This is a genomic window from Pantoea sp. X-Soil-MYKO-1785 (genome assembly GCF_059730675.1).
In genome coordinates, this window is sequence record NZ_AP036000.1 from 2120630 (window position 1) to 2146277 (window position 25648).

Below are 25648 nucleotides of genomic sequence, written 5' to 3' on the forward strand. Positions count from 1 at the left end.
AAAAGATATGCTTTCGTTCATCCTTATTCTGCGCATTGAACTATGAACAAAATCGTTTATGTGGAAGACGAACCGGAAGTGGGCGAACTGATTGCCGCTTATCTGGGACGTCATGATATTGAAGTGATTGTTGAGACCCGCGGCGATCGTGCCGAAGCGGTGATTGCTGAACAACAGCCGGACCTGGTGATGCTGGATATTATGTTGCCAGGTAAAGATGGCATGACGATTTGCCGTGATCTGCGGGCCAACTGGCAGGGTCCGATTGTGTTGCTGACCTCACTCGACAGCGACATGAACCATATTCTGGCGCTGGAGATGGGCGGGCAGGATTACATACTGAAAACCACCCCACCGGCGGTGCTGCTGGCGCGCCTGCGCCTGCATCTGCGCCAGTCGCAGCAAGGACAGCCGGAAGATATCGCGCCTGCGGCAGCGGCTAATCGGATGCTGCGGTTCGGCTCGCTGAGCATCGATGCGCTTAATCGTCAGGTCACGCTGTTTGACGAGCAGATCGCCCTCTCCACCGCCGATTTCGATCTGCTATGGGTGCTGGCCAGCCACGCCGGACAGACCCTTAATCGCGATGCACTGCTCAAAACGCTGCGCGGCGTCAGCTATGACGGCCTCGACCGTAGCATTGACGTGGCGATATCGCGCCTGCGTAAAAAACTGCACGACAGCGCCACCGAGCCGTTCCGCATCAAAACGATTCGTAACAAAGGCTATCTGTTTGCGCCACAGGCCTGGGACACCCGCGTGATATGAGAAAGCTTTTTATACAGTTCTACCTGCTGCTGTTTGTCTGCTTTCTGGTGATGACGCTGCTGGTCGGCCTGGTCTACAAGTTCACCGCTGAACGGGCCGGCCGCCAGTCGATGAACGACCTGATGGCCAGTTCACTCTATCTGATTCGCAGTGAACTGCGCGAGATCCCACCGCGCGACTGGAATAAAACCATCAAGAGCCTCGATCTCGGGCTGTCGTTTGATCTGCACATCGAGCCAATGAGCAAGTATCAGCTCGATGACGGCAATATGCGCCGGTTACGCGCCGGTGAAATCGTGGCGCTCGACGATCAGTACACCTTTTTGCAGCATATTCCGCGCAGCCATTATGTGCTGTCGGTCGGACCGATCCCCTACCTGTTCTACCTGCATCAGATGCGGCTGCTGGATATTGCGCTGCTGGTGTTTATTGGCATGTCGCTGGCGCTGCCGGTGTTTATCTGGATGCGTCCGCACTGGAAAGAGATGCAGCGGCTGGAAAAAGCGGCGCAGCGCTTTGGCCGGGGCGAACTCGACGTGCGTACTCATTTTGACAGCACCTCCAGCCTGTTCCGGCTCGGCATCGCCTTTAATCAGATGGCGGAAAATATCAACACGCTGGTCGCCAGTAAAAAGCAGTTAATTGATGGCATCGCCCATGAGTTACGTACGCCGCTGGTCCGCCTGCGATACCGGCTGGAGATGAGCGATAACCTGACCGATGGCGAGCGACTGGCGCTTAACCGCGATATCGGCCAGCTGGAAAGCCTTATTGAAGAGCTGCTGACCTATGCCCGGCTCGATCGACCGCGCGTTGACCTTAATCTGCGCTCGCTCGATCTGGCCAACTGGCTGCGTGAGCGGCTCGACGACTTTCGCGCCATCAATCCGCAGGTTCAGCTCGATCTTGACCTGCCACAGCGGGAAAACACCGGCGTTTCGGATACCCGGCTGATGGAACGGGTGCTGGATAATCTGGTGAATAACGCGCTGCGCTACGCCAATCAGCGGCTGCGTATCAGCCTGTGGTTCGATGGCCCGGTTGGATGCCTGCAGGTTGAAGATGACGGTCCGGGTATTCCGGCCGAAGAGCGGCAACGGGTGTTTGAACCCTTTGTCCGGCTCGATCCCAGTCGCGATCGGGCAACCGGTGGATGCGGACTGGGGCTGGCGATTGTTCACTCTATTGCCCAGGCGCTCAGCGGCCAGGTGACGATTGAGTCCAGCCCGCTCGGCGGGGCCAGCGTTCGCTTTTGCTGGCCGGTTGATCTACCCTTGCGGGAAATTCCGCTACGTTAACTATTACAAGGAGTCTTGCGTGACCTCAGCGTATCAACAACTTAGCGCGACTTTCCAGCGCCTGTCGCGTTTTAATCACGTTACCGCCATCGCCGGCTGCGATATGCAAACCACCATGCCACCCGGCGGCAGCCGCGCTCGCGGTGAGGCGCTGGCTGAGATGAGCGTGTTGCAGCACCAGATTCTGACCGCACCGCAGATCGGCGAACTGCTGCAACAGGCAGATCAGCAGGACCTGAATGATGTGGAGCGCGCCAACCTCAATGAAATGAAGCGTGCTTATCAGCAGGCCAGCCTGCTGCCTGACGCCTTCGTTGAGGCCAAATCACTGGCCGGTTCGGTGTGTGAACACGCCTGGCGCAGCCAGCGTCCGGCCAATGACTGGCAGGGCTTTGCCGCCAACCTAAAAGAGGTGGTGCGCCTGAGTCGTGAAGAAGCGCAACTGCGCGCTGATGCGACCGGCAGCTCCCGCTACGATGCGTTGCTGGACCTGTATGAGCCTGGCATGACCCGCGCCCGACTGGATAAAACCTTTGGCGACCTGAAAAGCTGGCTGCCGCAGCTGTTGCAGCAGGTGGTCGAAAAGCAGGCGCAGCAGCCGGTTGCGCCGCCGCAGGGGCCTTTTGCCCTGCCCGCACAGCGCCAGCTTGGCCTCAGCATTATGGAAACGCTGGGTTTCGACTTTAACCACGGCCGGCTGGATGTCAGTGCGCATCCGTTCTGCGGCGGCGTGCCGGAAGATGTGCGGATCACCACCCGCTACAATGAGCAGGAGTTTCTCAGCGCCCTGATGGGGGTGATCCACGAAACCGGCCATGCGCGCTATGAGCAAAATCTGCCGCAACAGTGGCGGGGACAGCCGGTGGCGCTGGCCCGATCAACGGCGATTCACGAGTCGCAGAGCCTGTTTATGGAGATGCAGCTGGGACGCAGCCGCGAATTCCTGCAGCGTATTCTGCCGCAAATCATCGCCCGCTTCGGCGACCAGCCCGCGCTGCAGGCGGATAATTTCGTCCGGCTGGCGCAGCAGGTTAAACCGGGACTGATTCGGGTCGACGCAGATGAACTGAGCTACCCGGCGCATGTGATCCTGCGTTATGAGATTGAACAGGCGCTGATCGAAGGCGAGATTGAGGTTGATGATATTCCGGCGCTGTGGGATGAGAAGATGCAGCAGTCGCTGGGGCTTGATACCCGTGGCAACTACCGTGACGGCTGTATGCAGGATATTCACTGGACCGACGGTGCCTTCGGCTACTTCCCGACCTACACGCTGGGTGCCATGTACGCGGCTCAGCTGTTCCAGGCGGTGAAGCAGGCGATTCCGCAGCTCAGCGAGCTGATCCAGCACGGCGAGCTGCAACCGGTGTTTGACTGGCTGCAACAGAATATCTGGCAGCATGGCAGCCGCTTCTCTACCGACCAGCTGCTGATCAATGCCACCGGCGAATCGCTGAATCCGGCCTTTTTCCGTCAGCATCTTGAACAACGCTATCTGAATAACTAAACTGCGCGGCGGTCATCTGACCGCCCTTTTCCCGCGTTGTACAATCGGTTACACGCCGATACCAAACACCCACGGACACCCTGCGACGATTTCCCTATAGTCTCTTCACCGGCCCCGCAGTGGGCTACACATGAAAAAAATGTCCGAGGAATTTGCAATGAAAAAATTATTTGCACTGGTTGTCGCCGCTGCTATGGGTATCTCTTCTGTTGCCTTCGCTGCTGAAACCACGGCTGCTCCTGCCGCTGCGCCAGCTGCGACTTCAACTACCGCAGCAGCACCAGCGAAAACTGCACACAAAACTGAACACAAGAAACACAAAAAAGTGATGAAGAAAGACGCAGCCCAGAAAGCGCAGGCGGCTAAAAAAGTTCACCACAAGAAAGCAGTGAAACCGGCTGCGCAGAAAGCGCAGGCGGCTAAGAAAGTGCACCACAAGAAAGCAGCCAAGCCAGCGGCACAGAAAGCCCAGGCGGCTAAGAAAGTGCACCACAAGAAAGTAACCAAGCCAGCGGCACAGAAAGCCCAGGCCGCTAAAAAAGTTCACCACAAGAAAGTAACCAAGCCAGCGGCACAGAAAGCCCAGGCTGCTAAAAAAGTTCACCACAAGAAAGTAACCAAGCCAGCGGCACAGAAAGCCCAGGCTGCTAAAAAAGTTCACCACAAAAAAGTCGTTAAACCAGCGGCTAAGAACTAAGGTCGCCGAAGCGCGCCCGACCACGCGTTAATGAATAAAAACACCCGGTTATGCCGGGTGTTTCTTTACTGGAGTGGATGAAATGGTGCGTCGCTATCGCTTCGAAATTATTCTGCTGATTATGATCCTGTGTGGCATTGTGGCAGCCAGCTTTTTTATTTAACGGTTGTAGCGTACTGATTAACCAATAAAACTCCCTTTTTTAGCGCTCACAGACTATAGTTATCGCAGTTGCTTGATAACAATAACGTCAATTTTTCTCGTCATTGAGAGTTCTATGCGCCTGGCTATCTTGTTAATGGTTGGACTTTTCAGCTTTACCTCCTTTGCTCACGCCGATGATGATGACGACACGCCAACGCCTGACGAAATCAAAATGCTGTTTTTCGGCAAAGACCAACGCAAAGCGATCACCGATATTACCGCGGCCCCCTGGGATGCCATTGGCCAGCTGGAAACCGAAAGCGGTAATCTCTGCACCGCCACGCTGATCTCACCGCATCTGGCCCTGACGGCCGGACACTGCTTACTTGCGCCACCGGGTAATTTTGATAAGCCGGTTGCGCTGCGCTTTATGGCCAGTGATAAAGGCTGGCGTTATGAAATCCACGACATTGATGCCCGCGTCGAACCGTCGCTGGCCTCAAAGCTGAAAGCGGACGGTGAAGGCTGGATCGTGCCGAGCAACGCCGCGCCGTTTGATTATGGCATCGTAATTTTGCGTAATCCCCCTTCTGCCATTACGCCGATTCCGCTGTTTGATGGCTCACGCAGTGAGTTAACGGCGGCGCTGAAACAGACCGGTCGTAAAGTGACCCAGGCGGGTTATCCGGCCGATCATCTTGATACGCTGTATTCTCACAGTGACTGTCTGATTACCGGCTGGGCGCAACGCGCCGTGCTGTCGCATCAGTGTGATACGCTGCCCGGCGACAGTGGTTCGCCGCTGCTGCTGAACAGTGATAAAGGCTGGCAGTTGATTGCGGTGCAAAGCTCAGCGCCCGCCGCGAAAGATCGTTATCTGGCCGACAACCGGGCGATTGCCGTTACCTCGTTCAGAGACGAGCTGGAAGCGTTAGCGCAGTAATCGGCCAGGTGCTGCAAACAGAAGCCGGGGCGCGTCATCACTGACGCGCCCCGATTTTTTATCAGCCCGCAATCTGCTCCATGGTTTGCAGAATGCGCTTATCAGAGATGGGATAAGGCGTGCCGAGCTGCTGAGCAAAGTAGCTGATCCGCAGCTCTTCGATCATCCAGCGAATCGCCTGCACTTCTTCATCGTCCTGACGCTGCGGCGGCAATTTATTGCGCCACGCCTGATACGCCTGCTCCACCGCCTGCACTTTCAGCATCCGCGCCCGATCGCTGTGCGGATCGGCGGGCAGTTTTTCCAGCCGCCGTTCGATGCCATGCAGATAGCGCAGGCTGTCGCCCAGCCGCTGCCAGCCGTTGCCGGTGACAAAACCGCGATAGACCAGGCCACTGAGCTGCGCTTTGATATCGGATAACGCCAGCGCCATCGTCATGTCGACCCGCCCTTTCAGGCGCTTATTGATGTTGAACACCGCCGTCAGGATCTGTTCGACCTGCTTAGCAATGGTCACCACAGTCTCATTCAGTTCGCCGCGCACCTTGTCCCGCAGCGCCTCGAACCCGGCCTGATCCCAGGCCGGTCCGCCCGCTTCGGCAATCAGCTTGTCAATACCGCAGGCGATACAGTCGTCGATTAACTCCAGCACTTTGCCATACGGGTTAAAGTAGAGCCCGAGCTTGGCTTTGTTCGGCAGTTTTTCGTGCAGGTACTTCACCGGCGACGGCACGTTGAGCAGCAGCAGACGGCGCTGTCCGCGCCACATCATCTTCTGCTGCTCCTGCTCGCTGTCGAACAGCCGAATCGCGACGCTCTCTTTCTCATCAACCAGCGCCGGCCAGGCTTTCACCTGATAGCTGCCGCGCTTCTGCTCGTAGCTGCGCGGCAGGTCGCCGAAGCTCCAGATATGCAAGCCACTCTGTTCCAGCCCGTCGTCCGCCACTTTTGACAGGGTTTCCTGCACTTTGCCTTTCAGCTGCGCCTTGAGGGCGGTCAGATCTTTGCCTTCCAGCAGTTTGCGGTTGTGTTCATCCACCACCCGGAAGGTCATTTTCAGATGATCGGGCACCTGATCCCACTGCCAGTTTTCCCGCTCCAGCGTGACGCCGGTCATGCGGCGAAACTCCCGTGACAGCGCATCCAGCAGCGGCATCTCCATTGCCGTGACCCGACCCTGAAACGCTTCGGCGTAGTTCGGTGCCGGCACCAGATTGCGCCGCAGCGGCTTAGGCAGCGACTTAATCAGCGCAATAATCAGTTCGCGCCGCACGCCCGGAATCTGCCACTCAAAGCCACTCTCTTCCACCTGGTTAAGCAGCGGCAGCGGGATATGCACCGTCACGCCGTCGGCATCAGCACCCGGTTCAAACTGGTAGCTGAGCTTCAGCTTGAGGTTGCCCTGATGCCAGAAGTTGGGATAGTCGAGCTGGCTGACCTTGTCCGCACCCTCCTTGATCAGCATCTGCTTATCAAAGTTAAGCAATTCCGGGTTGTCGCGGCTGGCCTGTTTCCACCAGCTATCAAAGTGCTTCGCCGACACCACCTCTTTACCGATACGCCGATCGTAAAAGGCGAACAGGGTTTCGTCATCGACCAGAATGTCGCGACGACGCGATTTATGCTCCAGATCTTCGACTTCGCTGCGCAGCTTCTGATTGTTGCGGAAGAAGGCGTGACGCGTCTGCCAGTCGCCCTCTACCAGCGCATGACGGATAAACAGCTCGCGGCTCAGGGTCGGATCAATGCCACCATAATTAACTTTGCGCGCCGCCACAATCGGCAGGCCATACAGCGTTACTTTCTCGGTGGCCATCACCGCGCCCTGCAATTTCTCCCAGTGCGGTTCGCTGTAGCTGCGCTTGATCAGGTGCTGGGCCAGCGGCTCAATCCACTCCGGTTCGATGCGCCCGGCGGTGCGGCCCCACAGCCGGCTGGTCTCCACCAGTTCCGCCACCATGGTCCACTTCGGCGGCTTCTTAAACAGCCCGGAGCCGGGGAAGATGGCGAAGCGGGTATTACGCGCGCCGGTAAACTCCTGCTTATCCGCATCTTTCTGGCCGATATGCGACAGCAGGCCGCTTAACAGCGCGCAGTGAACTTCGCGCATGCCTGCCGGCTCACTGTTGACCGGAATGCCCAGCTCGCGCACCACCTGCCGCAACTGGGTGTAGATATCCTGCCATTCCCGCACCCGCAGATAGTTGAGGAAATCGCTTTTGCACTGGCGGCGGAACAGGTTACCCGACAGCGCTTTCTGCTGCTCCGCCAGGTAATTCCACAGGTTAACGAAGGCGAGGAAGTCGGAATCTTTATCAGCAAATCGCCGATGTTTTTCGTCAGACGCCTGCTTTTTCTCGGCCGGACGCTCGCGCGGGTCCTGAATTGATAAGCCGGCGGTGATGATCATCACTTCACGCACGCAGCCGAATTTCTGCGCTTCCAGCACCATTCGCGCCAGTCTTGGATCGACCGGCAACTGCGCCAGCTGACGGCCGGAACCGGTCAGCCGATAATGGCCGTCCTCTTCGTTCAGGGTCAGCGCGCCCAGCTCTTCCAGCAGGCGTACCCCATCCTGAATGTTGCGCTTATCCGGCGCTTCAACAAACGGGAACGCGGCGATATCGCCCAGCCCCAGCGCGGTCATCTGCAGAATCACCGACGCCAGGTTGGTGCGCAGGATTTCAGGATCGGTAAACGCCGGACGACTGAGGAAGTCATCTTCGGAATAGAGCCGGATACAGATCCCTTCTGACACACGTCCACAGCGCCCTTTACGCTGATTGGCCGACGCCTGTGAAATCGGCTCAATCGGCAGCCGCTGCACTTTGGTGCGGAAGCTGTAGCGGCTGATGCGCGCGGTTCCGGGATCGATAACATATTTGATGCCGGGCACCGTTAGCGAGGTTTCCGCCACGTTGGTGGCCAGCACAATCCGCCGGCCGCTGTGTGACTGGAATACCCGGTTCTGCTCGGCATTTGACAGCCGGGCGTAGAGCGGCAGAATCTCGGTATGCGGCAGATCGCGTTTGATCAGCGCGTCTGCGGTATCACGGATTTCACGTTCACCGCTCATGAATATCAGGATGTCGCCGCGGCTCTCATGGCTCAGTTCATCCACCGCGTCAAAGATCGCCTGCAGCTGATCGCGATCGCCGTCATCCGCCTCTTCCACTACCGGTCGGTAACGCACTTCCACCGGATAGGTGCGACCCGAGACCTCAATCACCGGCGCATTATTAAAATGCCGCGAAAACCGCTGCGGATCGATGGTGGCTGAGGTGATGATCACTTTCAGATCGGGCCGACGCGGCAGCAGTTCACGCAGGTAGCCCAGCAGGAAGTCGATGTTCAGGCTGCGCTCATGCGCCTCATCGATAATGATGGTGTCATACTGCATCAGCAGGCGGTCCTGCTGAATTTCCGCCAGCAAAATCCCGTCGGTCATCAATTTAATCTGGGTCAGATCGCTGACCTGATCGTTGAAACGCACTTTGTAACCGACGCAACCGCCGAGCGAGGTATCCAGCTCGTCGGCAATGCGGTTCGCCACGGTGCGCGCCGCCAGGCGACGCGGCTGGGTATGACCAATCAGCCCGGTCACGCCACGCCCCAGCGCCAGACAGATCTTCGGCAGCTGGGTGGTTTTACCGGAGCCGGTTTCACCCGCCACAATCACCACCTGATGATCGCGAATCGCCGCAGCAATATCCTGCTGTTTCTGGCTGACCGGCAGATTTTCCGGGAAGGTGATGGCCGGCGTGGCGGCGCGACGCTGGGCCACCTTCTGCTCGGCGGCGCTAAAATCCTGCTCCAGTTCGCTGGCGATGCCCTGCTGAGCGGCCGGGTTTTTCACTTTCCTGGCACCCTGTAAGCGACGTTGCAGGCGCTGGCGGTCGCGCAGCATTAACCCGTCAAGTCGTGACCAGAGCGAAGCCAGTGGGGAGGTATCGGGAGATGACATAATAATGACGTACCTTACTCAGACGCTGTCGCTGCCGGTAGCAGCGCGCTGCAAGCCGGGTTAACCGGCTGATTCAATAAAATAATTGTGCGCATCATAGCACATTTCGACCTGTGCCGGAGGGCGGCGCACGTTACGCTTATTCAATAAATTCGAACATTGACCTCGAAATATTGCGCTTTCACCGCGCCATTGATAACCGTAGAGTGTAAACCATTGAGCGGAAAGCCTTCCGCGTTACAGACAGGAAATCACCATGAGCAAAGTTTTAGTTCTGAAATCAAGCATCCTCGCAGGCTATTCACAATCCAGCCAACTGGCTGACTTCTATGTTGAACAGGCAAAATCTCAGGGCAAAGAAGTGACGGTACGCGATCTGGCGGCTAACCCGATTCCGGTACTGGATGGTGAGCTGGTCGGTGCGCTGCGTCCGTCTGATGCGCCACTGTCGCCACGTCAGCAGGAAGCGCTGGCGCTGTCGGATGAACTGATTGCAGAACTGCAGGCACATGATGAAATCGTGATTGCTGCGCCAATGTATAACTTCAACATCCCGACTCAGCTGAAGAACTACTTCGATCTGATCGCCCGTGCTGGCGTGACGTTCCGCTACACCGAAGCAGGTCCGGAAGGTCTGGTGAAAGGCAAACGTGCGGTGGTGATCTCCAGCCGCGGCGGCATTCACAAAGACACCGCGTCCGATCTGCTGACGCCATACGTGAAGCTGTTCCTGGGCTTTATCGGTATCACCGATGTTGAGTTCGTGTTCGCTGAAGGTATCGCTTACGGTCCGGAAGTGGCTAACAAAGCGACCGCTGAAGCTAAAGACGCTATCCAGCAGATCGTCACTGCATAATCTTTTGATGCCGTTGTACTTGCCGGGCCTTGTGCCCGGCTTTTTTTCGCCTGCCGTTACTCTTTTTTCAGCCACTGACCGTTGATGCCGCGCACATACTCCCCCGCTGCGGCCCGGCTGACCAGCTTCTGTCCGGCGATGCTGGCGACCTCGTCGGTGGTTAAATGGTTCTGCTCTGCCACTCGCTGATACTGCTGCTGCCGTCCGGCGTTAATGCGTTCGGTCAGTGCCAGAGTTTCGCTGTCCTGCGCCCGGGCGGCCAGATAGCCCGATAGGGTCTCGCCCACCCGGCCCGACTGGCGGGCCTCGTCCAGCGTCAGCGCCCAGGCAGGCTGGGCCATCACCAGGGCGAGTAACAGGGCCACGCTGATGCGTTTCATACTCGCTCTCCTCAGAACAGATCGCTCTGGTTTTTCAATAACGCTTCCACGTCTTTATCCACTTTGATGTGAATCTCATGCTCGATTTTCACGTTCATATTGATGGTGATCGGATCTTTAGGTGCCGTCACTTCAATGCGCGGCACACAGCCGATCAGCGGCAGCCCGGCTGCCAGAACCAGTAATGCCCTGAGGCTCATGGTGAGGTGTCCTTGTTCGATGGCAGAGTGGCATGTTGCTCCACCCAGGATTGCAAATTATCGCCAAAGCGCAGGCTGCGCCACAGCTGAAACAAATTTTCCTGATGATGATAGTTGAGGTTGACGGTCTGCCGACGGTTGCTGAAGCGGCTAACGCCCTGCACCTGCGCCTCCATGGTGAGATCGCCGAGATTATTCAGGTTGATGGTGGCCCACGAGCGGGAGATCTCCATGTAGCGCAGCCAGTCCAGCGCCGCGCCGGTCGCCACGTTATTGCGGGTGATCGCATCCGCCATATCTTTATCGAGCCGGAAGGTCAGCGGCCCACTGTTGGCGATCCACCCTTTCTCAATCAGCCAGCGCGGATTATTCAGCCACAGCGGCAGCTCGCCGTTTACCCGGCCGGACATGGCAAACTGTTTCGGTTTGATCGCCGTCACCAGCTCGCTCAGGCTGATATTACGCAGTGAAACCCGCGCCGGCTGATGCTGCGGCATCTGTAAGGATGGTAAGCTGATCTGCCCGCCCAACAGATCGAGGCTGACATCCTGCAGGGTCAGCGGTGCCTGTTCGCTCCACGGCCAGGCCCCTTGCAGATCGGCACGGATGTTCTGCATCGCAAACTGATTTTTGACCTCGGCGATGCGCAGCGAAACCGGACCGTGCTGTCCAAACTGCCACTGCTGATCTTTCAGCCGGAACGGCAGCGAGAAATCAACGCCGTTAATCTGGCTGTCAGGAGTCCAGAGACTGCCCGCTTTGACCGTCCAGTGCCCGCCGGCCTGGAATCCCTGATCGCGCGCCGCTGAAAATGCCACCTGCGCCTGCAGCTCGCCGCTGCGGATCTGCATTTTCAGATCCGGACTGAGAAGCGGCTGGAATACGGTTAGTGATTGAGTTGGCCACCAGGCTTCGCCCCGCAGCCGTTCACCATCCCAGCGACCGTGGACCCGCAGCGGCCCCACCTCACCGGCGTTAAGCGCGCCACGCCAGATGAAATTCCCCGGGTCGCGGCCGGTGGCGTCGAAGTCGAGCGTCGCGTCCGCCAGCCTGCCGCCATAGCTGAAACGGGTTGGCCCCGCCTGCAGCCTGAAGCCGCCATTAAACGCCGGATGCGCCTCAGCGCGCTGCCAGTTGACCGGCGCGGTCAACGTCAGACGCGGCTTTTCCACCTGAACGCTACCGTAAGCGAGGTGGTTGAAGCCGGTGGAGAGCGTATCGAGATGAATCAGCGTGTCCCGCCAGCCGCCGGTGCCTTTAACATCCCAGCGCGCCTGCAGCGGCCGCATCTCACCTCCGCCCCAGTAGCGCCAGTTCCATTCGCCTTTATCCGGCCAGAAATCCGTGGCGCGCCCGTCCAGGTGCAGCCGGAAACGGCCAAAACTGGCGTCGTGCGCATTGAGGATCGCCTGCAGCCGGCCATCAATCCCCTGGGTGGAGATCCGGACGCCGGCCAGCGGCCAGCGCGCCTCATCCACCTCCAGCGTCGAGAGCAGACGGCCGCGCAGTCGCAGCAGCGATTTAGGTTGCAGCAGAAGTTGTGGGTCGAGCAATGAGCCGCTAAGGAGGCCCGGAATCGAGCCGTAAAGCTGCAGGTCAGAGAGCTTGCTTTCGCCCGTTAGCTGAAACGGCAGGTGGCTGTCGGTCAAACTCAGATGACCCGGACCGATACCCAGCACCACGTTGCCTTTGCCGCCGCGTCCCTGGGTCAGCAGGTTAACCCGGCCGCTAATCTGGCTGGCGTCGAGGCCCGCCTGCCAGTTGTCCAGCGTCAGATTAATGAAACCTGACAGCGGCTGGCCAGCCAGCGGCCAGAAGTACTGACCGTGCCGGATGTGAATCTGATCGTGGCTCGCCTGCCACGGCAGTCGCAGCAGTGGCTGTGCGGTATCCGGCATCGCCACGCTCAGCACGCCCTGCTGCTGCTGCCAGTTAAGAGTCAGTTGCAGCGGATGCGGCAGCGCGGACAGCGCCAGTTGCCCGGCCACCTCACCGTTGACCGGCAGCCCGTTAGCGAAGGTCGGAAGTTCGAGGTGACCGCTCAGCGTGACCGGCTCAGGTAACGCGGCATGATTAAGCGTCAGGCGACTGATGGCAAGCTGCTGGCCGGTCAGCGTTGCCGCCAGCTGCAGATTCTCCCCCTGATAACCGAGTTGCTGACGCTGTTTTTCCAGCGTCAGATCCAGCGCGCCGGCGTAAGTCTGCCACGGCGTGACGACCAGCTTCGCCAGATGAATGTCGGCCCCCGGCAGCATCGCCTGCCACTCAGCCAGCGTTTTCGGCGCTGGCGACGGGCCGTCACCGGCAGGCAATTTTTGCAGGCATTCGCTGTTCAGCGTCAGCCGGGCGGCATTCAGCTTCCAGCGCGAATCATGCCAGCCGAGCGAGGCCGACTGGATCTCCGCCAGCGGACAATCCTGGGCCAGATAGCGAATGCCGGGGAACCACAGGCCGCCATCCCGCCAGCGCGGCGAACCGGCGAGCGCAATGCGGGTTTCTGCCGGCAGCCAGATACCGACTAACCGTGGCAGCCATTGGGTGATCGTCAGCAGCACGCCCAGCAGCAGCAGAATCAGCGCCAGAAGGGCCGCCAGCCGTCGCCGGAAAATCCGTGGCATCACAGCCATAATCCTTTTCCTTACAGTATCCTGACAACGATGATGGCATGTAACGCCCGGAAGGTGAAGGTCCGGCCAGCGCGTAAATCAGCGGTTAGAGCAAAGTCAGTCAGAAAACGTTATTCTTGATCCACACCCGTATGCAGGAGTACAACGATGAAGATCGCGGTTTACAGCACCAAACATTACGATCAGAAGTACCTCGAACAGGTTAATCAGCAGTTCGGTTTTGAGCTGGTCTTTTTTGACTTTTTGCTGACCGAGAGCACGGCGAAAAACGCCGTCGGCTGTGATGCCGTCTGTATCTTTGTCAATGATGATGGCAGCCGCCCGGTACTGGAAGAGCTGGCGTCGCTGGGCGTGAAGTACATCGCCCTGCGCTGTGCCGGATTTAACAATGTCGATTTGGACGCCGCGAAGGAGCTGGGTCTGCCGGTTGTCAGAGTGCCCGCCTATTCGCCGGAAGCGGTGGCAGAACATACGGTCGGTCTGATGCTCACCCTGAACCGCCGCATCCATCGCGCCTATCAACGCACCCGTGACGCCAACTTCTCACTCGACGGCCTGACCGGATTTAATATGCACGGTAAAACCGCTGGCGTCATTGGCACCGGCAAAATTGGTATCGCGACAATGCGGATCCTCAAGGGATTAGGCATGCGCCTGCTGGCGTTTGATCCCTATCCCAGCGATGCGGCGCTGGCGTTGGGGGCTGAATATGTCGACCTGAAAACGCTGTTTGCAGAATCGCACGTGATTACCCTGCACTGCCCACTGACGCCGGAAAACCATCATCTGCTTAACGCCGAGGCGTTCAGCCAGATGCGTGATGGCGTGATGATCATCAACACCAGCCGCGGTAGCCTGATTGATTCACAGGCGGCGATTGACGCGCTGAAGCAGCAGAAGATTGGGTCGCTCGGCATGGACGTGTATGAGAATGAACGCGATCTGTTCTTTGAAGATAAGTCGAATGATGTGATTCAGGACGATATATTCCGCCGGCTCTCGGCCTGCCACAACGTGCTGTTTACCGGTCATCAGGCGTTCTTAACCGCCGAAGCGCTGACCGCCATCTCTGAAACGACTCTGAATAATCTTCGCCAGCTCGACCGCGGCGAAAATTGCCCGAATTGCCTCTCTGCCTGAAAATGCGGGCCGGAAATCTCCGGCCTGTCACGTAACGGGCGTAGCGTCTGACTTAACGGGCGCAGCGTCCGCCAATCAATGCCTGTTCATCACAACGACGACCGTTCACTAACTGACACATGCCAACCCGGGAACCGTCAAGCTGATGGGAAAAAGCCAGCGTGCCGCCTGCATTCGAACAGGTGCTTTCGGCCAGCGAGGACATCACCACCCGTGGCTGAATATGGGCGGCTGTCGCCTGTTGCGGTGGCTCGTTGTCATCACTGTTGCTGCTACAGGCAGAGAGGATCAGCGCGGCACCGGCCAGCAAAAAGGTGGCTGCTTTCATCAGTCAGACTCCGGGGGTTGGGGTTAAAGGCTAAGCCAGCATATGTCAGGCAGCGCAAGGGGTCGAGGGGTGAAACAGCTTTTTACAAAATTCTCCAGCGGCATTTTCAAGCAGAATTATCTTGTTTACCTGCTATCAGGGAATCTTCAGACTTTCCCGGCGTTTATTAAATCGGAGTAATGCCATGTTAATGGACATGTTAATTCGCATCGCGCTGGCGGGCGTGCTGGGCGGTCTGATCGGAATGGAACGTCAGATGCGGGCCAAAGAGGCGGGACTGCGCACCCACATTCTGGTGGCAATTGGCAGCGCGATGTTTATGCTGGTGTCGAAATATGGTTTTGCCGATATGCTGAGTAATGAGCACGTCGCGCTGGACCCGAGTCGCGTAGCGGCCCAGGTGGTCAGCGGTATGGGCTTCCTCGGCGCGGGCACCATTATGATTCAGAAACAGGTGGTGAAAGGATTAACCACCGCCGCGGGTCTGTGGGTTACCGCAGCGATTGGCCTGGTGATCGGCAGCGGGATGTACGAGATCGGTATCTACGGCACGGTGCTGGCGCTGGTGGTGCTGGAAGTGTTTCGCCGTCTCAGCCATTTTTTGATTGGCAAACATCATACCCTGCTGGTGTTTCTCAAACCCAAAAGCGTCCCGCTGGTGCTGCTGGTGATGCAGCGGGAAAGAATACGCTACGGCAACGTGACGGTGATCAATCGCGATGAAGAGAGCGGCCTGTGCGAACTCAGCGTTCAGGTGACGTTGTCACGCAAATCAAATGATGCACATCTGTACGATAAGGTGATGGAAATCAAAGGCGTGCAATCGCTGGAGATGATGTAATCAGCTTTATTGCAGGCAGGCCAGCTTTTGCCCCTGCCCGCCGCCAATTGGCACTGGTATTTCAGCGCACATTAAGTACCATACGCAGCAAAAGTTATTTCTATTGTCAGCCGTGACGCTGACGTCTCTGTTTACAGGCCAGGAATCACGTGACCAGTTCAAAAGAACAGTATAATTTCAACAAATTACAGAAACGCCTGCGTCGCCATGTCGGCGAAGCGATTGCTGATTTTAATATGATCGAAGAAGGCGACCGCATCATGGTCTGCCTGTCAGGCGGTAAAGACAGTTACACCATGCTGGAAATCCTGCGCAGCCTGCAAAAGAGCGCGCCGGTCAATTTCAGCCTGATTGCGGTTAACCTCGATCAGAAGCAGCCGGGATTCCCGGAGCACATTCTGCCAGAATATCTGGCGTCGCAAGGTGTCGACTACCGCATCATCGAAGAAGATACCTACTCGATTGTTAAAGATAAGATCCCGGAAGGCAAAACCACCTGCTCACTCTGTTCTCGTCTGCGCCGCGGTATTCTTTATCGTGTCGCCAGCGAGCTGGGTTGCACCAAAATTGCGCTGGGCCACCACCGTGATGACATCCTGCAAACCCTGTTCCTGAACATGTTCTACGGCGGCAAAATGAAAGGCATGCCACCAAAACTGATGAGCGATGATGGCAAGCACATTGTGATTCGCCCGCTGGCCTACTGCCGCGAGAAAGATATCATCCGCTTCTCTGAAGCCCGTCAGTTCCCGATTATTCCCTGCAACCTGTGTGGCTCGCAGCCGAACCTGCAGCGTCAGGTGGTGGCCGATATGCTGCGTGACTGGGACAAGCGTTATCCGGGCCGTATCGAAACCATGTTCAGCGCAGTGCAGAACGTGGTGCCTTCACACCTGGCGGACATTAACCTGTTCGATTTTAAAGGGATTAAGCACGGCGATGCGGTGGTGGATGGTGGCGATCTGGCGTTTGACCGTGAAACCCTGCCGCTGCAGCCAGCGGGCTGGCGGGTAGAGGAAGAAGACGCGCCGGATGTCAGCGCGCGGCTGGATGTGGTGCAGATTAAATAACGCCACTTCACCATGATTAAGGGCGTGCTGCTGACAGCACGCCCTTTTTTTATATGTTTCGGTGCGGTGGCGGATCCATTACCGGCGGAAACTCCGGGTCCGGTGGCGGATCGGGTTGCGGTTGTGGCTGGGGAATCGGGTCAGGAATCGGGGTCGGATCCGTGGGGATCGGCTCGCTGTTAAGAATCGCGTTCATGCCGTACTCCTTTTCTTGCGAATGAAGTTTAAGCATAGGAAAGGAAACGCATCACAGCCAGGCGGCAAAAAAAAGCCGGCACAGTGGCCGGCGTGTTTCGAATTAAATGTGCTATGCATTAATTCTAAATCAGGAAGTAAGACAATATGGAGCGCAACGCCCATCGCTTGACGTTGCATTCACCTGCGGGAGAGAGTTTGCGTCAGTCGCGCTTAAGGGTTATTGATATCGATCAGCTTTTTTTCGCTTAACGCGTTCAGCGGGTATTCAGCGCCGCTTTTCACACCGGACTGCGCTGCTGGTGATGCACTACAGCCAGCGCCGCCTGCGCAGATAGCCCGCCACGCTGAGCGCCAGCACCACCAGCAGCAGACAGAAGATCGAAAATCCGTACCGCCACTCCCCGCCCGGGATGCCGCCCAGATTGACGCCGAATAAACCGGTCAGAAAGGTAGCGGGCAGGAAAATCATCGCCATCAGTGACATGGTATAGGTGCGGCGATTCATCGACTCCGCCATCTGCGAGGCGACTTCATCGGCCAGAATGGCGGTCCGCGCCACGCCAGCGTCGAGGTCATCCAGCCCGCGTCCGAGGCGATCGGCAATCTCCTGCATCCGTCGCCGTTCGCTGTCGTCCATCCACGCCAGCTTCTCGCTGGCCAGCCGGGCATAGACGTCGCGCTGCGGTGCCATATAACGCCGCATGACGATCAGCTGCTTGCGCAGTAAGCCCAGTTCGCCGCGCGCCGGCATCCGCTGGTCCAGCAGCGCATCTTCCATTTCGATGATTTTGTCGTGCAGCTGTTCGATAAATTCGCTGGTGTGATCGGTCAGCGCATCGCAAACGTCCACCAGCCAGCTGCCACAGTCGATCGGCCCGTTACCGTTTTGCAGATCGGTCAGCACCTCATCCACCGCGAACACTTTGCGCCGCCGGGTCGAGACAATCAGTTTATCGTTGATGAACACCCGCATCGCCACCAGCTGGTCGGGACGCGCATCGCTGTTATGGTTAACGCTGCGCAGCACAATCATAAACCCGTCGCCCAGCCGGCTGACGCGCGGACGCATGCTGTCGCCGGCTAACGCGTCACGCACCGCATCAGGGATTTGCGGCGTCGATTGCAGCCATTCCGCACTCTGACGATGGGTATAATTCAGGTGCAGCCAGCAGGGCCGCTCGCAGTGGATCACTTCATCTTCTGCAATCGGGATTAACCCGCCCTTTCCATCCAGCTGGCAGGAAATGATGGCGTCTGAAACCTGCAATGCTTTTCCGTCTATTACATCCACAACCTTGCCTCACTATCAAAATCAATACGATACAGTCTAGCGTGGCGGCGTTGAGTTGCAATTACCGGGCTGGGTGGAAAGATGTCACTCTGCGGCCTGACAGCAGGCCGCAAACGGCTTAGTGCTTTTCAATCCACAGTTCGCGGCTGTAGGCCACATCTTCCGGGTTAGTGATCGGATAGCCTTTGACCCAGGGTTTGATCAGACGACCGTTAGTGTACTGATAAATCGGCGCGATTGGTGCCTGCTCAGCCAGAATCTGCTCGGCACGGTTGTAATCGCTGTTGCGTGCCTGGTCGCTGGTCTCTTTGCTGGCCTTGGCAAGCACCGCGTCATAGTCCGCATTGCTGAAGCGCGCGATATTGCTGCTGTTACCCGAGGTCAGCAGATTGAGAAAGGTGGAAGGCTCGTTGTAATCGCCAACCCAGGAAGCGCGGATCACATCGAAATTGCCGCTGTTGCGGCTGTCGATGTAGGTTTTCCACTCCTGATTCTCCAGTGTGACATCAACGCCAAGGTTCTTTTTCCACATCGAGGCCACCGCAATCGCGATTTTCTGATGGCTCTCAGAGGTGTTGTACAGCAGCTTGAGGCGCAGCGGCTTGCCCGGTCCATAGCCGGCAGAGGCCAGCAGCGCTTTGGCCTGGGCATTCAGACTGTTCTGGTCATGCTGTTGCAGGAAAGACGGCAGCGGCTTAAAGCCGGCGGTAACGTCTGGCGTAAAGTGCCACGCGGGCTTTTCGCCGGTTCCCAGCACCTTATCGGCAATAATCTGGCGGTCAATCGACCATGACAGCGCTTTACGCACCCGCACATCCGCAGTCGGGCCTTTTTGGGTATTGAACGCGTAGTAATAGGTGCCGAGCTGGTCCGGGGTATACACCTGTCCCGGCAGGGTTTTCTTCAGCAGCGCATACATGTTTTTAGGGAAGGATTCGGTAATGTCGATATCGTTTGAGCGATAGCGTTTGGTGGCGCTCGACTCTTCGTTGATTGGTACGAAGGTGACTTTGGTCAGCACCGAGTGGGCGTCGTCCCAGTAGTGCGGGTTGCGCGTCAGCACTATCTTTTCATTCACCACTCGCTCACTCAACTGATAAGCGCCGTTACCCACCAGCTTGCCTGGCGCAGTCCAGCTGTCGCCCTGCTGTGCGATCACCTGCTGCGGAACCGGAAACAGCGCCACGTTGGCGACCAGCGCCGGGAACCACGGCACCGGGCGGTCAAGGGTGACCTTCAGCCGGCTGTTGTCCTGGGCCACCACGCCCAGCTTGTCGGGCGTCATCTCGCCTTTGGTGATCGCTGCTGCATTTTCAATGCCGCTTAAGCCGGCAAACCAGGCAAAGGCCGAACTGTTTTTAGGATCAACCAGACGCTGCCAGCTGTAGACGAAATCCTGTGCGGTGACCGGCTCGCCGTTGGACCAGCGGGCGTTGTTGCGCAGGGTAAAGATCCAGGTTTTGTTATCGCTGCTGCTCCAGCTTTGCGCCACGCCGGGGACGATTTTGCCGTGCGCATCCTGATTAGTCAGTCCTTCAAACAGATCGCGGATAACCTGAATTTCCGGCAGCCCGACCGCTTTGAGCGGATCGAGCGAGGCGGGCTCATCTTTGATATGACGGACAATCTGTTGCTGGTCAGCGAGTTGCGCGCCGGCGGGCAGCGTCGCCGCCATCGCGGGTGTGAGTACGCTGCTCAGGCTGAGCGCCGCCAGCGTCATGCGAAAGGTCTTAACCATCATCACTCCTTTACCCCAAAGAAGCGCTGCCCCGGTCCGATGCCGACGCAGCTTGTCTTGCGGCACTTTATCGCAAATTGCTGATTGATAAATAGCTATTTTCCGCGCGCCGCTTTTCCGCTACTTTTAGGAAAACCCTTTCAAAGGAAATCACCATGTCGTCATTACACCCACGACCGCTGCGCGGCAAACTGGACGTTCCGTATCAGCAGTATGGCCGCTCAGTGCTGGGCGCGCCGCTGCTGTGGTTTCCGGCTCCGCTGGGCGATGCCGACAGCGGACTGATCCTGGCGGGCACCCACGGCGACGAAAATGCGGCGATCGCCACGCTTTCTGCCGCGCTTCGCAGCTTGCCGGATGCGCTGCGCCGCCATCACGTGGTGCTGGCGGTCAACCCGGATGGCTGTCAGCTGGGATTGCGCGCTAACGCCAACGGCGTCGATCTCAACCGCAATTTCCCGGCGGCGAACTGGCAATCAGGCGACACGGTCTATCGCTGGAACAGCGTGGCGGATGCGCGTGACGTCGCCTTATCCACCGGCAGCCATCCGGCTTCTGAACCGGAAACCCAGGCGCTGTGCGCCCTGATTCATCAGCTCAAGCCGCGCTGGATTGTTTCGTGGCACGAGCCGCTCGGCTGCATTGACGATCCGCATCAGGCGGAGATCGGCGGCTGGCTGGCGCAACAGACCGGCCTGCCGCGCGTCAGCAGCGTCGGTTATGACACGCCAGGCTCGTTTGGTAGCTGGTGTAAGGATCTCAGCCTGCCGTGCGTCACGGCAGAAATGCCGGTGATTTCAGTCGATGAAGCCACGGAAACCTATCTGGAGATGATGATTAATCTGCTGCGCTGGCAGCAATGATCAGCTGACCGTTCTGCACCTTAATGGCCGGTTCAGCGTCGACCGCCAGCCAGGTCGGCCCGTCTAAGTCAGCAAAGCGGGTTTGCGGCACCAGCGGCAATGCGGCGCGAATGGCGCGTGAGGTACAGAGCATGCAGCCAAGCATCAGCGCAAAGCCTTGCTGCCGGGCGGCGGCGGCCAGCGCCAGCGCCTCGGTCAGTCCACCGGCTTTATCCAGCTTGATGTTGACCATCTCATAACGACCGCGCAGCGCGGCCAGGCTGTCACGGGTGTGGCAGCTTTCATCGGCGCAGATCGGCAACGGATGAATAAAGTTCTCCAGCGCCGCATCTTCTCCGGCCGGCAGCGGCTGCTCCAGCATCGCCACCCCGATATCGGCCAGCAGCTGACAGCGCGCCGCCAGTCCCTCCGCATGCCACGATTCGTTAGCGTCGACGATTAACGTCGCCTGCGGCACCGCGGCGCGGATCGCCATCAGTCGTTCGGTAATAAAATTGTTATCCAGCTTAATTTTCAGCAGCGTCGCCCCGTGCTGCCACAGCGCCTGGGCGCTGCTGGCCATCGCTTCCGGCGTATCAATGCTGACGGTCTGGGCGGTGACCACACCCTCGGGTGCCACCACGCCGCTGAGCTGCCACAGGCTGCTCCGTTGCTGGCGGGCCGCCAGATCCCATAACGCGCTATCGATGGCGTTGCGCGCCGCGCCGGCGGGCAGTGCCTGTTGCAGCGCTGCGCGCGTCATTCCCTGCTGTAAGGCAGGCAGCAGCGAGGCGATTTGTGTCAGTACCGAGGCTTCGGTTTCACCGTAGCGTGCATAAGGCGTCGCTTCACCGACGCCTTTCACGCCCGCCTCTTCAATTTCAACCACCACCACTTTTACTTCAGTGCGTGTTCCACGGGCAATGACAAACGGCGTATGTAGCGGCCAGGCTTCGGGATAACTTTTTACCGTTCTCATTTACTCTCCAGAATCTGCAACGCAATGGCAGGCTGCCTGCGCTAAACTCAATAATTGAACTCGTAAACCCTTAAATTTTATGTCATAAACAACCACTATAGTGCGTTTTTAGCCGTTTATAAGTCAGATCTCTTCACCATCAAAAAGGAATCAGTATGTCTCAGACTGTTCATTTTCAGGGTAACGCAGTACCGGTTGCGGGTCAGTTTCCTCAGGCTGGCGATAAAGCCAAAGCATTCACGCTGGTGGCAAAAAACCTGGTCAACGTTGCGCTCTCTGAGTATGCAGGAAAACGTAAAATTCTGAACATTTTCCCCAGCATTGATACCGGCGTCTGTGCAACTTCAGTTCGCAAGTTTAATCAGGCGGCGGGTGAACTGAGTAACACGGTTGTGCTGTGCATCTCTGCTGATTTGCCGTTTGCCCAGTCGCGCTTTTGTGGCGCAGAGAACCTCAGCAACGTGGTGACGCTGTCGACCCTGCGCGGTTCAGAGTTTAAGTATGACTACGGGGTGGAAATTGCCGATGGCGCGCTGGAAGGCCTGACGGCCCGCGCGGTGATCGTGCTGGATGAAGACGACAAGGTGATCTACAGCCAGCTGGTGGATGAAATTACCACTGAGCCGGATTATGACGCGGCGCTGGCAGCGCTGAAGTAAAAAAAAAGCGGATAACCCGGTTATCCGCTTTATTATCACCTTCGCAGCTCACCTACTCGCTTTCGGTCCGCTTCTGCCCCAGACCATACTCACGCAGCTTATTGGCAATCGCGGTGTGCGATACGCCGAGCCGTTTAGCCAGCTTGCGGGTGCTGGGATAAGAGAGATAGAGCCGGGTCAGAATCGAGCGCTCAAAACGGCTGGTAATCTGATCCAGCGTGCCTTCCAGTGCCTCATCGCCTAACGACACATCCAGCGCCTGCTCCGGTAACACAATATCCTGGGGACGCAGTTCATAGCCTTCCAGCTGGGTCAGCGCGCGGTAGAGTGCATTTTTCAACTGACGCACGTTACCTGGCCAGGCATAGCGGGTTAAAAAGGCATTAAGCTGCGGCGACAGGCGTGGACGAGGCATGCCCTGTTCGTCGGCGAAGCGGGCGACAAACATCTCGGTCAGCGGCAGGATATCCTGCGGACGATCGCGCAGCGGTGGCAGATGCAGAGTCAGGACGTTCAGCCGGTAAAACAGATCCTCACGGAATTCGCCGCGCTGCACCAGCTCAATCAGGTTCTTCTGGGTGGCGCAGATGACGCGCACATTGACATGCACTTCATGCTCTTCGCCGACCCGGCGGAAGGTCCCATCATTGAGGAAACGCAGCAGTTTGGTCTGCATTCTTGGCGACATCTCGCCGATCTCATCCAGCAAGACTGAGCCGCCATTGGCCTGTTCAAAGAAGCCTTTCTTGCCTTCTAACGCATTCGGGTAGGCACCGGCGGCATGACCAAACAGTTCGCTCTCGGCAACGTCATCCGGCAGCGAGGCGCAGTTCAGCGCCAGGAACGGCTTTTTACCGCGCGCACTGCGCAGATGACAGGCGCGGGCCAGCATATCTTTACCGGTGCCAGTGTCACCAATGATCAGCAACGGCGCATCGTGCATCGCCAGCTTGCGCGCCTGTTCTACCACCTGACGCATTTTTGGCGTCACCGCGACGATGTGATCAAACTCCGATTCGTCGGTTACCACCAGGTTCTGTAACTGCTGGCCCATGCGCGCGGTCGATTTCAGCATCACCATGGCACCGACCGGCTGATCGTTCTGGCCCTCTTCACCGGAGAGATAGATCGGGCGCGCTTCCATCAGGAAATCTCGCCCTTCAATCACCACGTGCTGCGCCTGCGCTTCCACCCGCTCGCTTTCCAGCCAGCGCATGAAATTGAAACCGTTAATCAGGTTTCCGGCACTGAAATTACGCATCTTCTGTTCATCGAGATTGAACAGGTTCTGCGCCGCCGGGTTCGCCAGTTCCACCTTACTTTTCAGATCGATAGAGAAGACCGGTTCCGGCATCGCCACCAGCAGCGCACTCAACGCACGATGCTCACGTTCCGACGGCATGTACGCCACGGTGCGCACATCTGTTACGCCCGGTGTACGCCGAATTTCTGCCATCAGGCTGCTGAAAGCATCAAATTCCAGCGCGGAAAAGTTGAGGTAGATGCGGCCTAACGCCGCGATTTCGATACCGCGCAGATCGATATTGCGCGCAACCAACAGGTCGAGCAGTTCACGCGTCAGACCGATTCGGTCCTGACAGAACACTTCCAGACGCATTGTGATGGCCTTAATCAGCTTCAGATGGGCCGATGATACGCTAAGAGATGCGGCCGCAGAAAGGGCTCTGTCAGGAAAAGTTGACACTCACCCGGCGTTTGGCTGCCTTTTATACTGCCTGCCACCGATTTGTGCAGGAAGCTGGGACTGTCAGTCTTTGTCAGTATGAAACTTTTGATCGTTGCTGACTTGCTGTATATTTCACTCAACCCATTAATAACGATTATAAAATGCTTATCTTCTTTGCTAAATACCTGACCGTTGGCGTGTTGAATACTCTGATCCACTGGATCACATTTTTTATCTGTATCAGTCAGGGCTTTCTGCAATCCACCGCGAATCTTATTGCCTTTGGTCTGGCGGTGACTTTTTCATTCTTTGTTAATGCACGCTGGACCTTTAATCAGCAAGCCACTCCTTTTCGCTATATTCTGTTTGTGATTTTTATGGGGGCGATGGCCTTTGGTGTTGGCTACCTGGCGGACCGGATCGGCCTTTACCCGATCGTTACGCTGATAACCTCTTCGGCCCTGAGCCTGGCCTGTGGCTTTATCTTTTCCCACTTTATTGTGTTTAAAGGAAAGAAATGAAGATTTCTCTGGTGGTGCCGGTTTTCAATGAGGAGCAGGTGATTCCTCTTTTTTACGATGCCGTCAGGAAATATGCCGCATTTGCCGAGTGGCAGGTTGAAATTGTTATTATTGATGATGGCAGTACGGATGCCACACGGGCAGTGGTCACCCAGCTTAGCCAGCGCGATCCGCTGGTGCGCACCCTCTCCTTTATCCGTAATTTTGGCAAAGAGGCGGCGCTGTTCGCCGGGCTGGAAGCCGCCACAGGGGAGGCCATCATCCCGATTGACGTTGATTTGCAGGACCCGATTACGCTGATTCCGCAAATGGTCAGCAAGTGGCAGGCGGGTGCTGATATCGTCTTAGCCAAGCGTATTGACCGCAGCGCCGATGGCCATCTGAAACGTAAGACCGCGCACTGGTTTTATAAGCTGCATAACTGCATCAGCCATCCCCGGATAGAAGAGAACGTGGGTGATTTCCGGCTAATGTCACGGGAAGTGGTGGAAAATATTAAGCTGCTGCCTGAAAAAAATTTATTCATGAAAGGTATTCTTAGCTGGGTTGGCGGGCAGACAGAGATTGTGGAATATGTCCGTACTGAACGAATAGCGGGCAACAGTAAATTCAGCGGCTGGAAGCTGTGGAATCTGGCGCTGGAGGGAGTGACCTCATTCTCGACCGTCCCGCTTCGTATCTGGTCGTATATTGGATTTCTGGTCGCCTCATTAGCCTTTCTTTATGGCCTGTGGCTGATTATCGACAAACTGCTGTTTGGCAATCCGGTGCCGGGCTATCCCTCGATCCTGGTTTCAGTGCTGTTTCTGGGCGGCGTCCAGCTTATCGGCATTGGCGTGCTCGGCGAATATATCGGCCGCATCTATATCGAGACCAAAAACCGGCCTCGTTATATTTTGCGAAACAGCGATAAGTTAAAAAATACCCGCACTGAAAGATGATGAATTATGCCACTGCGTGGCAACAGCAG

Annotated in this window: 24 protein-coding genes; 14 read left to right on the top strand and 10 right to left on the bottom strand. The window is 57.3% G+C overall.

The features are described from left to right. Window positions 1-42 precede the first annotated feature (42 nt). From rstA to AC6I8D_RS10035, 6 genes are all read left to right on the top strand, one after another. Window positions 43-768: a two-component system response regulator RstA gene (rstA, locus tag AC6I8D_RS10010; protein ID WP_497820086.1), complete on the top strand. Its 726-nt coding sequence runs from the start codon at window positions 43-45 to the stop codon at window positions 766-768. Next, window positions 765-2066, top strand: a complete 1302-nt coding sequence (gene rstB, locus AC6I8D_RS10015) for a two-component system sensor histidine kinase RstB (protein ID WP_497820087.1) — start codon at window positions 765-767, stop codon at window positions 2064-2066. Before rstA ends, rstB begins: the two co-directional genes overlap by 4 nt. Window positions 2067-2085: 19 nt before the next feature. After that, window positions 2086-3573 (top strand): carboxypeptidase M32, encoded by a 1488-nt coding sequence (locus AC6I8D_RS10020; protein ID WP_497820088.1) that lies wholly within the window; start codon window positions 2086-2088, stop codon window positions 3571-3573. Between the two features lie 157 nt (window positions 3574-3730). Beyond that, window positions 3731-4270, top strand: coding sequence for an acid resistance repetitive basic protein Asr (gene asr / locus AC6I8D_RS10025; RefSeq protein ID WP_497820089.1), 540 nt, complete (start codon window positions 3731-3733; stop codon window positions 4268-4270). An 82-nt stretch (window positions 4271-4352) separates the two neighbouring features. Then, a complete protein-coding gene (gene ydgU, locus AC6I8D_RS10030; RefSeq protein ID WP_456152378.1) occupies window positions 4353-4433 on the top strand; it encodes a small membrane protein YdgU in 81 nt (26 codons plus the stop codon). A 114-nt stretch (window positions 4434-4547) separates the two neighbouring features. After that, a complete protein-coding gene (locus AC6I8D_RS10035) occupies window positions 4548-5357 on the top strand; it encodes a trypsin-like serine peptidase (RefSeq protein ID WP_312054528.1) in 810 nt (269 codons plus the stop codon). Between the two features lie 61 nt (window positions 5358-5418). On the opposite strand, the gene hrpA is transcribed toward AC6I8D_RS10035, so the two are convergent. Then, complete coding sequence (gene hrpA / locus AC6I8D_RS10040; RefSeq protein WP_497820090.1) at window positions 5419-9321, bottom strand: ATP-dependent RNA helicase HrpA; 3903 nt, start codon at window positions 9319-9321, stop codon at window positions 5419-5421. A gap of 256 nt (window positions 9322-9577) precedes the next feature. On the opposite strand from hrpA, the gene azoR reads away from it, so the two are divergent. Further along, window positions 9578-10177: an FMN-dependent NADH-azoreductase gene (gene azoR / locus AC6I8D_RS10045; protein WP_336755282.1), complete on the top strand. Its 600-nt coding sequence runs from the start codon at window positions 9578-9580 to the stop codon at window positions 10175-10177. Window positions 10178-10233: 56 nt separating this feature from the next. Here azoR and AC6I8D_RS10050 read toward each other — a convergent pair whose 3' ends face one another. From AC6I8D_RS10050 to AC6I8D_RS10060, 3 genes are read right to left on the bottom strand one after another with little or no spacing between them, the layout of a single operon-like run. Beyond that, complete coding sequence (locus AC6I8D_RS10050) at window positions 10234-10557, bottom strand: YdbL family probable chaperone protein (RefSeq protein WP_497820091.1); 324 nt, start codon at window positions 10555-10557, stop codon at window positions 10234-10236. Window positions 10558-10568: 11 nt separating this feature from the next. Continuing rightward, window positions 10569-10757, bottom strand: coding sequence for a YnbE family lipoprotein (locus AC6I8D_RS10055; protein WP_031376780.1), 189 nt, complete (start codon window positions 10755-10757; stop codon window positions 10569-10571). Next, window positions 10754-13384, bottom strand: a complete 2631-nt coding sequence (locus tag AC6I8D_RS10060) for a YdbH family protein (protein ID WP_497820092.1) — start codon at window positions 13382-13384, stop codon at window positions 10754-10756. The genes AC6I8D_RS10055 and AC6I8D_RS10060 overlap by 4 nt, the downstream gene beginning before the upstream one ends. 147 nt (window positions 13385-13531) lie before the next feature. Here AC6I8D_RS10060 and AC6I8D_RS10065 point away from each other — a divergent pair, with 147 nt between their 5' ends. Then, a complete protein-coding gene (locus tag AC6I8D_RS10065; RefSeq protein WP_312757067.1) occupies window positions 13532-14524 on the top strand; it encodes a 2-hydroxyacid dehydrogenase in 993 nt (330 codons plus the stop codon). Window positions 14525-14576: 52 nt separating this feature from the next. On the opposite strand, the gene AC6I8D_RS10070 is transcribed toward AC6I8D_RS10065, so the two are convergent. Then, window positions 14577-14852, bottom strand: coding sequence for a putative hemolysin (locus tag AC6I8D_RS10070; RefSeq protein ID WP_312054518.1), 276 nt, complete (start codon window positions 14850-14852; stop codon window positions 14577-14579). A gap of 184 nt (window positions 14853-15036) precedes the next feature. Here AC6I8D_RS10070 and AC6I8D_RS10075 point away from each other — a divergent pair, with 184 nt between their 5' ends. Then, window positions 15037-15693 (top strand): MgtC/SapB family protein, encoded by a 657-nt coding sequence (locus tag AC6I8D_RS10075; RefSeq protein WP_312054516.1) that lies wholly within the window; start codon window positions 15037-15039, stop codon window positions 15691-15693. Between the two features lie 149 nt (window positions 15694-15842). Then, a complete protein-coding gene (gene ttcA / locus AC6I8D_RS10080) occupies window positions 15843-16763 on the top strand; it encodes a tRNA 2-thiocytidine(32) synthetase TtcA (RefSeq protein WP_312054514.1) in 921 nt (306 codons plus the stop codon). Window positions 16764-16812: 49 nt separating this feature from the next. On the opposite strand, the gene ynaL is transcribed toward ttcA, so the two are convergent. The 3 genes from ynaL to AC6I8D_RS10095 form a co-directional block, all read right to left on the bottom strand. After that, window positions 16813-16959: a proline-rich small protein YnaL gene (ynaL, locus tag AC6I8D_RS10085; RefSeq protein WP_162836816.1), complete on the bottom strand. Its 147-nt coding sequence runs from the start codon at window positions 16957-16959 to the stop codon at window positions 16813-16815. Window positions 16960-17268: 309 nt separating this feature from the next. Next, window positions 17269-18252, bottom strand: a complete 984-nt coding sequence (zntB, locus tag AC6I8D_RS10090; RefSeq protein WP_312054512.1) for a zinc transporter ZntB — start codon at window positions 18250-18252, stop codon at window positions 17269-17271. Between the two features lie 118 nt (window positions 18253-18370). Beyond that, the gene (locus tag AC6I8D_RS10095; protein ID WP_312757349.1) at window positions 18371-19990 is read right to left on the bottom strand and encodes a peptide ABC transporter substrate-binding protein; all 1620 of its coding nucleotides are present in this window, start codon (window positions 19988-19990) and stop codon (window positions 18371-18373) included. Window positions 19991-20145: 155 nt separating this feature from the next. On the opposite strand from AC6I8D_RS10095, the gene mpaA reads away from it, so the two are divergent. After that, window positions 20146-20853, top strand: a complete 708-nt coding sequence (gene mpaA / locus AC6I8D_RS10100) for a murein tripeptide amidase MpaA (protein ID WP_312054511.1) — start codon at window positions 20146-20148, stop codon at window positions 20851-20853. Here mpaA and ycjG read toward each other — a convergent pair. Next, complete coding sequence (ycjG, locus tag AC6I8D_RS10105) at window positions 20828-21811, bottom strand: L-Ala-D/L-Glu epimerase (protein ID WP_497820093.1); 984 nt, start codon at window positions 21809-21811, stop codon at window positions 20828-20830. The genes mpaA and ycjG overlap by 26 nt on opposite strands. Window positions 21812-21966: 155 nt before the next feature. Between ycjG and tpx the strand changes: the two genes are divergently transcribed. Next, a complete protein-coding gene (gene tpx, locus AC6I8D_RS10110) occupies window positions 21967-22470 on the top strand; it encodes a thiol peroxidase (protein ID WP_312054508.1) in 504 nt (167 codons plus the stop codon). Between the two features lie 52 nt (window positions 22471-22522). Here tpx and tyrR read toward each other — a convergent pair whose 3' ends face one another. Beyond that, window positions 22523-24088: a transcriptional regulator TyrR gene (tyrR, locus tag AC6I8D_RS10115; RefSeq protein WP_312054506.1), complete on the bottom strand. Its 1566-nt coding sequence runs from the start codon at window positions 24086-24088 to the stop codon at window positions 22523-22525. A 230-nt stretch (window positions 24089-24318) separates the two neighbouring features. Here tyrR and AC6I8D_RS10120 point away from each other — a divergent pair, with 230 nt between their 5' ends. Further along, the gene (locus tag AC6I8D_RS10120) at window positions 24319-24678 is read left to right on the top strand and encodes a GtrA family protein (protein ID WP_312757071.1); all 360 of its coding nucleotides are present in this window, start codon (window positions 24319-24321) and stop codon (window positions 24676-24678) included. Then, window positions 24675-25619 carry a glycosyltransferase family 2 protein gene (locus AC6I8D_RS10125; protein WP_497820094.1) on the top strand — a complete coding sequence of 315 codons (945 nt, stop codon included), beginning with the start codon at window positions 24675-24677 and terminating at the stop codon, window positions 25617-25619. Before AC6I8D_RS10120 ends, AC6I8D_RS10125 begins: the two co-directional genes overlap by 4 nt. Window positions 25620-25648: the final 29 nt, after the last annotated feature.